General features: G+C 62.2%; 7 protein-coding genes and 1 pseudogene. 1 reads left to right on the forward strand and 7 read right to left on the reverse strand.

Annotated features, from left to right (window positions below):
* Positions 1–94 precede the first annotated feature (94 nt).
* From ACW9I6_RS27520 to ACW9I6_RS27550, 7 genes are all read right to left on the reverse strand, one after another.
* Positions 95–1,627 carry a sodium:solute symporter family protein gene (locus ACW9I6_RS27520; protein ID WP_177029347.1) on the reverse strand — a complete coding sequence of 511 codons (1,533 nt, stop codon included), beginning with the start codon at positions 1,625–1,627 and terminating at the stop codon, positions 95–97.
* Positions 1,624–1,878: a hypothetical protein gene (locus ACW9I6_RS27525; RefSeq protein ID WP_003218518.1), complete on the reverse strand. Its 255-nt coding sequence runs from the start codon at positions 1,876–1,878 to the stop codon at positions 1,624–1,626. The genes ACW9I6_RS27520 and ACW9I6_RS27525 overlap by 4 nt, the downstream gene beginning before the upstream one ends.
* A gap of 130 nt (positions 1,879–2,008) precedes the next feature.
* The gene (locus tag ACW9I6_RS27530; protein WP_003218516.1) at positions 2,009–2,944 is read right to left on the reverse strand and encodes a choline kinase family protein; all 936 of its coding nucleotides are present in this window, start codon (positions 2,942–2,944) and stop codon (positions 2,009–2,011) included.
* The gene (locus ACW9I6_RS27535; RefSeq protein WP_177081006.1) at positions 2,941–3,897 is read right to left on the reverse strand and encodes an aminoglycoside phosphotransferase family protein; all 957 of its coding nucleotides are present in this window, start codon (positions 3,895–3,897) and stop codon (positions 2,941–2,943) included. Before ACW9I6_RS27535 ends, ACW9I6_RS27530 begins: the two co-directional genes overlap by 4 nt.
* An 8-nt stretch (positions 3,898–3,905) precedes the next feature.
* Complete coding sequence (locus ACW9I6_RS27540; RefSeq protein ID WP_457340051.1) at positions 3,906–5,186, reverse strand: M20 family metallo-hydrolase; 1,281 nt, start codon at positions 5,184–5,186, stop codon at positions 3,906–3,908.
* Positions 5,164–5,922 (reverse strand): DeoR/GlpR family DNA-binding transcription regulator, encoded by a 759-nt coding sequence (locus tag ACW9I6_RS27545; RefSeq protein ID WP_008433061.1) that lies wholly within the window; start codon positions 5,920–5,922, stop codon positions 5,164–5,166. Before ACW9I6_RS27545 ends, ACW9I6_RS27540 begins: the two co-directional genes overlap by 23 nt.
* A 212-nt stretch (positions 5,923–6,134) precedes the next feature.
* On the reverse strand, positions 6,135–7,538 hold the full coding sequence (locus ACW9I6_RS27550) for an amidase (RefSeq protein ID WP_032899092.1): 1,404 nt from the start codon (positions 7,536–7,538) through the stop codon (positions 6,135–6,137).
* 365 nt (positions 7,539–7,903) lie between these two features.
* Between ACW9I6_RS27550 and ACW9I6_RS27555 the strand changes: the two are divergent.
* A pseudogene (locus tag ACW9I6_RS27555) lies at positions 7,904–9,102 on the forward strand (type IV secretion protein Rhs); the annotation flags it as partial.

Genomic DNA, 9,102 nt, shown 5'->3' on the forward strand with positions numbered 1-9,102 from the left:
GCGCTGTATCAGTCGCTGATGCTTTAACTGACAGCCTGCATTCGCGAGCAAGCCCGCTCCCACATTGGAACTACATTGGGTTTGAGAAGTGGGTTCAGTTCAGGACCGGCCTTGCCCCCATTGGCACTTTGCGCCCTGGCGCCGCCATTTCAAACAACTGCTCCACCCGAGCACTCTCCTGCGCACTCGGTTTGATCGCCAATGCACACGCCACAAAAATCCCCGCATTGACCACCAGCCCCACAATCCCGCTGGTCAACGACCCCAGCCCGGGAATGTCGTCCGGATACATCGTCGTCAGCACAATCGCCACCACGATCCCCGCCAGCATCCCGGCAATCGCGCCTTCCTTGTTGCCGCGGCGGCTGAAAATGCCGAAGAACAGCGGCACCGCCAACTGGATAATCCCCTGGTAGGAAATCTGCGCCAGCAATTGCAGTCGCGCGTAATCAAAGGTCAGGTATGCCAGCACCGAGGCGGCAACGATAAACACCACCATCCCGGACTTGGCCAGCAGCGTCAGTTGCCGGTCGGTACGCGGGGTGTTCCAGGTGGCCAGGTCGTTGGCGAACTGGGTGCCGCAGACCTGCACGCAGCCGTCGACGTGGCCGATGCTCGCCGCCAGTACGATGACGATCGCCAGCGCCAGCATCCACGGCCCGCCGATGTCGAACAGCGAGAGGAACCAACCTTGTTGCGGGTGCGCGATGACGTTCGGGTCCTGGCTGATGGCCGCGGCAAACAGCATCAGAATCCCGTAGAAACCACCCACCAACAGGATCGTGTACAGCGTGCCTTTCTTCACCGCCTTGACGCCGCTGGCGGTGTAGATGCGCTGGAAGCTCATGGGCCAGCACATCGAGCCGATCACGCCGGTGAAGATCAGGCTGAACATGTACAGCGGGCCGTAACCGGTGCCGCTGGCGCCGGGAATCAGCAACATTTTCGCCGGCAGGTGCGACAGGTTGGAGAACGACGCCTGGTCGCCGAACAGCAGGAACACACACAGCGCCGCACACACGACATAGGCGATCAGGCCCTGGAACATGTCGGTCATGATCAGCCCGCGCATGCCCATGCTCACGGTCCAGTACTGGCGCACCAGCACCACCACCACGCCGGCGACCAGGCAGGTGGTGACGCCCCAGCGGCCGAAGCTGGCGAACTGGAACAACATCGCCAACGCCTGGATGCCCATCACCACCCACGGGAATACCGAGATGATGCCGATGATCGAGGCCACGCGCTTGACCACCGGGCTGTTGAAGCGCATGCCGAGCAAGTCCGGCTGGGTGCGCAGGTTGAAACGCTGGCCCCAGGTCCACGCGCGGCGGGCCATCAGGTACATTGCCGTCACGCCAAGGGTGGCGTAGACCATGCCGTAGAAGCCCAGGGCGCCGCCGATGGTCAGGGCGAAAAACGCGGTAAAGGTCGAGCCCGGCCACCACGAGTTGGTGTAACACATGGCGATGTACCACGGCCCATAGGAGCGCCCGCCTACGGCGTAATCGGAAAAACTCGTGCTCTCGCGGTTGGTGGCGTACAGCACGGCGATCATCCCGGCCAGGAACAGGCCGATGACGCCGAAGGTGATAAAGAGGTTGGCATCGCTGGCGGTGCTGATCATTGCGCATCCCCCTCTTCGGGTATTTCGCCGGCCTTCAATTCGGCGACGTACAACGCCCACAGGCCCAGGCCTGCGAGGACGGCAATGGCGATCCAGTAGAAGATCGGCAACGGTATGCCCAGTACCAACGCGGTACTGCCGCTCACGCTCAAATAGAACGGCGGGAATAAGGCGAGCATCAGCAACAGGAAAAAGTACACGCCAAAGAGTTGGCTTTTCAGGCGTCCGGGTGGTGCGCTATCAGATTTCATGAGTCGGGTGCTCCTTGAATTTGTGGATCGTTTTTTTGTGTGATCAAACAAAAATCAAGCAGTGAAAACGCAGGCACCAATCAGCGCCCAAGTGACTTCATTCAATGCATTATTGTTGTCTGGCGCAGGCTCAAGCCTGTCTTAGCCAGGTTTCCCATTGCGAATCGTTGATGATGCTGCGGGCACGCATGTGCTTCCAGGTGCCGTATTTATAGAAGTCGAAATCCAGCTGCGACACCGCGTGCTGCACCATCGCCCAGGTCGACCATTTGATGTCCGCCAGGGCCTTGTGCAACTTGATGCGCGCGAGGTTCTGCGGGGTGACCTGGCCGAAGTAATCCTCGATCAGGGCCAGTTCCATTTCATCAGTGAAAAACATCTCGCCGAACCACAGCGCCAGTTCGTAATGCCGGTCGTTGTTGGAGGCGTATTCGAAGTCCACCAGACGAATTTGCCGACGGTCGTTGAGCATGAAATTACCCGCAAGGGTGTCATTCATGCAGGGAGCCAGGTCGATGCCGGAAGCTTGCAGCACGCCCCGGGCGCGGTCGCATTGGCGGCGCAGCCAGGCGTCGTCGGCGGGCTTGCAGCCGTTGAGTTGCTCCACCTGCCGCTGGTGCTCGGCAATCATGTCGAACACGGTCTTGGTCTGCACCAGTGGCGGCTGGTCGTTGAACGCCTTGAGGGCGTGCAGCGCGTTGTGGCGCACGTCGCGGTCGAGGAAGTCGTGGTTGGAGGAGGCGCGCCAGCCCTCCATGAACTCGAAGACTTCCACGCCGAACTCTTCAAGGAATGCGAACACCGGCGCGCCATAGCCGGTTTGCGCCGCCTTGAGGCTGGCGTCGTGGGCCGTGCGGCGGTCGATGAACATCTCGGTGCCCACGCCCGGTACCTTGAAGAAATACGCAGTGTCGATCCCGGCCACTTCCACCCGCCAGTTGGTGTTGGAAATCCCGCCGCTGACCGGTTCATAACGAATGCCGGTGCCGCCCCAACTGGCAACCCCGCGCACCGCCGCTTCCAGCTGACACTCTTGTGGCGTACACGCCTCACCTAACGCTTTCATGCCTGCCCCTCCTGTACCTGACGTAGCCAACCTTCAAACCGCGGGTCTTGCAGACTTTGGCGGCAGCGCAACAGCGTCCACTGCCCGACCTTGGAAAACTCCAGCGGCCGCGCCGAGGTAGCGCCGACCCACAGGCCCCAGAGCGTCCAGTACCAATCGTTGATCAAGGCGTACAAGCGGCAGCGCGCATAGTCGCTTTCACGGCACTCGCCGGCCCAGGCATGGATGCCTTCGCGCCAGTCGTTTTCGAAGACGTACAACTCGTTAAGGCTGATGGCCACGTCGTACCAGGGATCACCACTGCCGGCGTAATCGAAGTCGATCAGTTGCAAGGCGCCGTCCGGGCCGATCATCACGTTGCTCGCCACGCCGTCGCCGTGCAGCGGCACCGAGTCGCTGGCGTTCAGTTGCAGCGAGGTCCAGGCCAGGTCAATGCAGGTGCTGATCCAGGCGTGGTCGATGGGCAAGGCCACGCTGTAGCGCACGCATAATTCGCGCAGGTGCTGGATGTCTTGCAGCGGCGAGCGGGCGAAGCCCGGCGAGGTGCCTTGGTGCAATTGTTTCTTCAGGGCCCAGAGCGCTTGCAGGCGCCGGGGCTGCATCAATTCGTCGAGGCGGGCCCAACGCCACTCGCTGGTGGGCAACGCATCCAGCAGCAACACGCCGGCCGTGGCATCCACCAGGCGCACACCCGGCGTCACGTCGCAATCAGCTGCCAGTTGGGTGGCGCGGGCAGTGCGTTCAATGTCGATCAGCGCGCGCATGTCGTCATGCAAGACTTTGGCGTAACACTGGCCCCACGGTGCGCTGACGGTAAAACCGGCCCACTCGGTGGCCAGGCGTACCGGCGAGGCAATCCCGGCGGTGCCCTCTTCGACCACCACATGGGCGGACAAGCCGGCGGCCTCCAGGGCGCCCAGCAGCCGTGACTTAGCTTGCAAACGACTCGACATGGCAGACCTCAGCGGTAGGCGTTGGGGGTGGAACAGGCGCGGTGCAGCAACGCGGTCAGCATGTGCAGGCCGTTGCGCATGTCCTGTTCGCTGGTGAATTCCGCTTCGTTGTGGGACACGCCATTGCTGCTCGGGATAAACAGCAGGCACACCGGGTAATGCCGGCTCAGGCTGATGGCGTCGTGGCCTGACACGGTGACGCTGTTGCCGATGGGCAAGCGCAGTTGCTGGCCGACGCCGTAGGCCAGCTCGGCAAAGCCGTGATGCAGGTGGGTCGGCTCACGCAGGGCGCGGCTTTCGATGCTGTAGTCGGTCGACGTGGCGCTGGCGGTGGCCTTGAGGCTGGCGTCCAGGCGCGCACCGGCGGCGGCCAGTAATTCGGTGTCGGGCGAGCGGTACTCGACATGCAACGTCACGCTGGAAGGCACCACGTTGGGGGAATTGGGATAGATCTCCAGGCGCCCCACCGAGCTGTGCAGTTGCACGCCGTGCAGGTCGGCCTCGGCCCGCACCGCAGTGATCGCGTGGGCGGCGGCCAGCAAGGCATCCTTGCGTGCAGCCATGGGTGTAGGACCGGTGTGGTTCTGTTCACCGATGAACCGAATCCGTTGCTTGAGGGCGGCCCAGGTGTCGCGCACCACACCGATGGCCAGCCCGTCGCGCTCAAGGCCATCACCTTGTTCGACGTGGATTTCCACATAACCGGCGACGTCCAGCTCGACGCGGCCCTCCCCCAGATAACCAATCTGCTGCAGCGCATGCTTGAGGCTGATGCCATCGCCATCGCGGCAGGCCCAGGCGTCCTGCAGGGCCAGGTCACCGGTGAACACGCTGCTGCCGATCAGGCTGGGCTGGAAACGCGCGCCCTCCTCGTTGGTCCAGTTCACCACCGCCAGGTTGCACGCCGGCGTTTCGCCGCGCTCGCGCAGTTGGCGAGCCAGGCTGGCCACCGCGACTGCGCCGGCCAGTACGCCATAGACCCCATCGAAACGCCCGGCACTCGGCTGGCTGTCCAGATGCGAACCACACAGCACGTAGGGCGCTTCTGGATTAAAGGTGATCAAACCGAACATGTTACCCACTGCATCCACACGCACGTCAAAACCGCGTTCAGTCAGCCAGGCCGCGAACAGGTCGCGCACGGCGCCGTCTTCGGCCGAGGCGGCGAGGCGATGCAGCCCACCGGCCTTGGTCGCGCCGATGGCCGAGGTGTCGCGGAACAGCGCCTCGAAGGTTTCAAGGTCCTGTTCACTGGGCACCAGCAACTCAGGGGTAAAGGATATCGACATGGGCTTGCTCCAGGCGGGTCGCAAAGTCGTTGGACGGCGCACGATTGGTGACCAGGGTCGTGATGGCGCTGAACGGCAGCGTATTGATAAAGGTGCGGTGGCCGAACTTGGCGTCATCGGCCAGGATCACGCTGCGCAGGCTGTGTTTGGTCAGTTCCCGGCGCAGCAGCGCCTCGGGCTCCTGGTAGTCCATGAACCCCAGCTCAAGGTCGACAGCGCCGATGCCCATGAAGGCAATGTCGTAGTGGAACTGTCGGACGAATTCCAGGGTGTGGGCGCCAATCAGCGCGTTGTCGTTGCGGCGCACATCGCCGGGCACCACCAGCACCTGGTTGGCGCTTTGCTCGGTGATCAGGCGGGCGATGTCCAGGGAGTTGGTGATGATGCGCAACTGGCTGAACGCGGTCAGTTGCTGGGCCAGGGCCAGGGTCGAGGTGCCGGTGTCGAGGAACAGCACCATGCCTTCGCTCACCAGCTTCGCTGCACACACCGCGATACGCGTCTTGGCCTGGGGCTTGATGCGGCTGCGCACCTGCAGCGGCTGTTCTTCGTTGAGTCGCGGCAGGATCGCGCCGCCGTGGATGCGCCGCAGCTTGCCGGCTTCTTCCAGGTACTTGAAGTCGCGGCGGATGGTTTCTTCGGAGACGAACAGCGCCTGCGCCAGGTCCGACGCCTTGACGCGCTGGTGTTGGGTGAGCAGGAGCATGATTTCGTCGAGACGTGGCTGGTTGAGCATAAAAGAGGTATTCCAGGGCAGGTTCAGGCGGCCGGTATTGCGCGCCCCACGGCGAAACGCGGCGCGAGCCGGTCCAGCGGGGAGCATAGAACGTAATACAGCCATGGACAGGGTCACGGGTACCTCTCACTCATCAGGGTGTGAAAGGGCAGGACAACACAAAGCGTTTATCACCGGCGGGCCTCTTTTGAGCCCACTCCGGGTGCAATCAATCAGGGCATCAGCATCGGGGGGAGGTGCTGATCCCAGGGGGCGATGGCTTCGACGGCCGCGCAGAATTGCAGCACCTGGGCGTCGGCAAAACGTGGGCCGATCACCTGCAGGCCAATCGGCAAACCGCTCGGGCTGAAGCCGCAGGGCAGGCTGGCAGCGGGGTTGCCGGTGATATTGAACGGATAGGTAAACGGCGTCCAGCGGGCCCAGGGCACCGCGCCCTCCTCGCCCGGCCAGCCCTCGGGGGCAACCCGGTCGGCGGCGAACGGCAGGATCGGCATCGTCGGCATCAGCAGTACGTCGTAGTCATTAAACAGCGCGTGTACCTGATTGGCGAACAGTGCACGTTGCTGCACAGCCTTGAGGTAGGCCGCCAGATCGTAATCGGCGGAGCGCTTGATCAGCGCAGCGAAACCCGGGTCCAGTTGGTCGAGGCGATCGGCCAGGGATTTGCCATAGGCGATCCCGCGCCCGCCGACCCACAGGGTTTCGAAGGTGGCCAGCGGGTCTTGCCAGTCCAGGTTCAGGGTGGTGACGGTGACCGGCAGCTCATCCGCAAGGTAATGCACCGCCGCTTCGACGGTGGCGGCGATGACCGGGTCCACCGGCGTATCGAACAAGGTCGGGCAATACGCCACACGCACAGGGCCCAGCGGTTGGTCGCAGCGCGCCAGGTAGGACTCGGTGGGCGCGGGCAAGGCCTGGTGATCCAGCGGATCGGGCCCGGAGAGGATATCGAAGAGTAACGCGCTGTCGCGCACGGTGCGGGTGATCGGGCCGGCGTGGCTGAGCATTTCAGTGGCGGACCAGGGCCAGGTGGGGATGCGCCCCAGAGAGCCTTTAAGAGCGAATGCACCGCAAAAGGCGCCGGGAATGCGCACCGAACCGCCGCCGTCGGAACCCAGCGTGGCCGGGACCATGCGTGCTGCCACCGCAATGGCCGAGCCGGAACTGGATCCTCCGCTGGTGAGCTGGGGGTTCCAGGGGTTGCGGCCATTGCCGAAAACCCGGGAGGTGCTGGCGCCGGTCCAGCCGAATTCGGTAGTGGCGGTCTTGCCGAGGATGATCGCGCCGGCCTCCTTGAGGCGGCGGATGATCGGGGCGTCCTGGGTGGGGACGTTGTCCAGGCCGGTCAGCGAACCGCGGGTGGTGCGCAGATTGGCGGTGGAGAACAGGTCTTTGATGCCGAAGGGGATGCCGTGGAGCGGGCCACGAAATTGGTTGGCCTGCGCTTCTGCGGTCAGGATTTCAGCCTGCTCCCGCGCGGATTCGGTGTAGACGTCGCCGAAGGCATTCAGTGTGGGATTGTGGGTTTTGATGGCTTCGAGGCTTTGCTCGACCAGTTGCACAGGGGTCAGTGTGCCTTGGCGGATGCTTTCGGCTGCGTGCAGGACGCTGGGCATGTGGGTCAGTGAGGTATCAGTCTTCATTGAGCATCCTGGGACATCTGCGAAATGATCCAGCGGGTACGTCAATAGACGCCAAGGGAATGGAAGCTGTCAAGTTGGATTTGTTGCGTATGTGGGTTTTGTGGGGTTTATTTTTGTCGGAGATTTGGCTTACGAAAACGGGTCGGTTTAGCCGGGGATTTGGCGAAACGTCCTATCAGTAGCAGTGGATAGCTCTGACTTCTTTCTCTTACAAACCTCTGCAAAGTCCCTCGCCTGATCACACAGCGCGAGGGAACGCCGATGTTTTTTTCGATTAATGCCCTGCCCGATGGGGCTGCCTCTTGAATCCCGCCATAGGCAGGTTGGCCCTGGCTCCCATGGACGTAGAGACGAAGGACGTTGAAGCGGTCTTTCGTAACTTCAGGGAGTGCCTTAACACGTTTGACGATTGGGCTGAGAGCTTCTGGAGCTTTTCGTCGCTGGAAGTCGAGCAGGTGCTCAAGGTTGGGGATGAGGTCGCGCTGGTCGCGCCTGTTTCCTCTAAAGCCCCCAGTACCACCGTTGCAATGTGCAAACCCAATGGTGCGCTGACCCTGGTGCATATGTTTGAGAGCAAGCGGTTTGTGCCGATCGGCAACACGCCGGTCATGCTCCAGGCCATCGCCGAGGACGGCAGCCTGATCGGTCCCCCCATTCATAAAACCATCGGCCCCAGCGGCATCCTCGAAATCACCGACTGCACGCGCGACCAGCAGTATCAGGTCAGCTTCTACCCCGATGTTTCCAAGGATCACGTCAAGGCGCTCTACGCCTCCTATCAGTCGGTGATCAGCTCGCTGGAAAGCAGCTTGCGCAGTGAATGGACGAGCACCTTCGAAGAGCAGTGGAAACAGTACTCAAACGCCAGCGCCCTCGACCGTCGCAAGTTGATGGACGCCGCGTTTGTGCGAGGGATTACGAACACGCTGTACAGCCTTTGGGACGGTATTCCAAACCTGTACGACTGGCTGGCGGACATCAAACCCAATAGCGAAAAGTTGCTGCAGTACCTCTCCCAAGGCGAGCTTGAAGAGCTGTTGAAGCTCAGCAATGAGGCCATTGCCAACGGTCTTCTGGTGCTGAGCGATGAACCGCTGCTGTTCATCTATCTGTCGGCGATGTTCAGTTGGGCGCAATTGCTTCCGCCGCCGGACATGAACGAGCTGCTGGGGGAAATGACTTCCGAGGTACTGCTCAACCTGCTGTTGCTGTTGGCCACCGGCGGCATGGGTGTGGCGGTGCGTTTGGGCCCGCAGGTGCTGGGCAAGGTCAGGTCCGGCCGGGCACGGGTGTTACTCGAGCAGATGGCCAAGTTGGGCGAGGCACCACGGCTGGACTGGCACCCCAGTGTGCTTAAGCCGGTGTCGCTTAAAAATGATCCAGTGTCGATCAAGGCAGCGGCCGTGCCGTTGAAGGCCGGTGTAAACGAGGTTTCGAATCCGGCAGCGCTGGTCCGAAAGCCTAAAGCGGCGCGCACGGCGCTGGTGAAGCAAGAACATGTGGATGATGCCCCGGCTTCGGCGAAAAACCCCAATGG

The sequence above is a fragment of the Pseudomonas sp. SDO5522_S412 genome (assembly GCF_054071215.1).

Bases quoted from the DNA above. Each gene is read 5' to 3' on its own strand.
- ACW9I6_RS27540 (WP_457340051.1), bottom strand. From the start codon at position 5,186: ATGTCGATATCCTTTACCCCTGAGTTGCTGGTGCCCAGTGAACAGGAC.
- ACW9I6_RS27525 (WP_003218518.1), bottom strand. From the start codon at position 1,878: ATGAAATCTGATAGCGCACCACCCGGACGCCTGAAAAGCCAACTCTTT.
- ACW9I6_RS27550 (WP_032899092.1), bottom strand. From the start codon at position 7,538: ATGCCCAGCGTCCTGCACGCAGCCGAAAGCATCCGCCAAGGCACACTG.
- ACW9I6_RS27520 (WP_177029347.1), bottom strand. From the start codon at position 1,627: ATGATCAGCACCGCCAGCGATGCCAACCTCTTTATCACCTTCGGCGTC.
- ACW9I6_RS27530 (WP_003218516.1), bottom strand. From the start codon at position 2,944: ATGAAAGCGTTAGGTGAGGCGTGTACGCCACAAGAGTGTCAGCTGGAA.
- ACW9I6_RS27535 (WP_177081006.1), bottom strand. From the start codon at position 3,897: ATGTCGAGTCGTTTGCAAGCTAAGTCACGGCTGCTGGGCGCCCTGGAG.
- ACW9I6_RS27545 (WP_008433061.1), bottom strand. From the start codon at position 5,922: ATGCTCAACCAGCCACGTCTCGACGAAATCATGCTCCTGCTCACCCAA.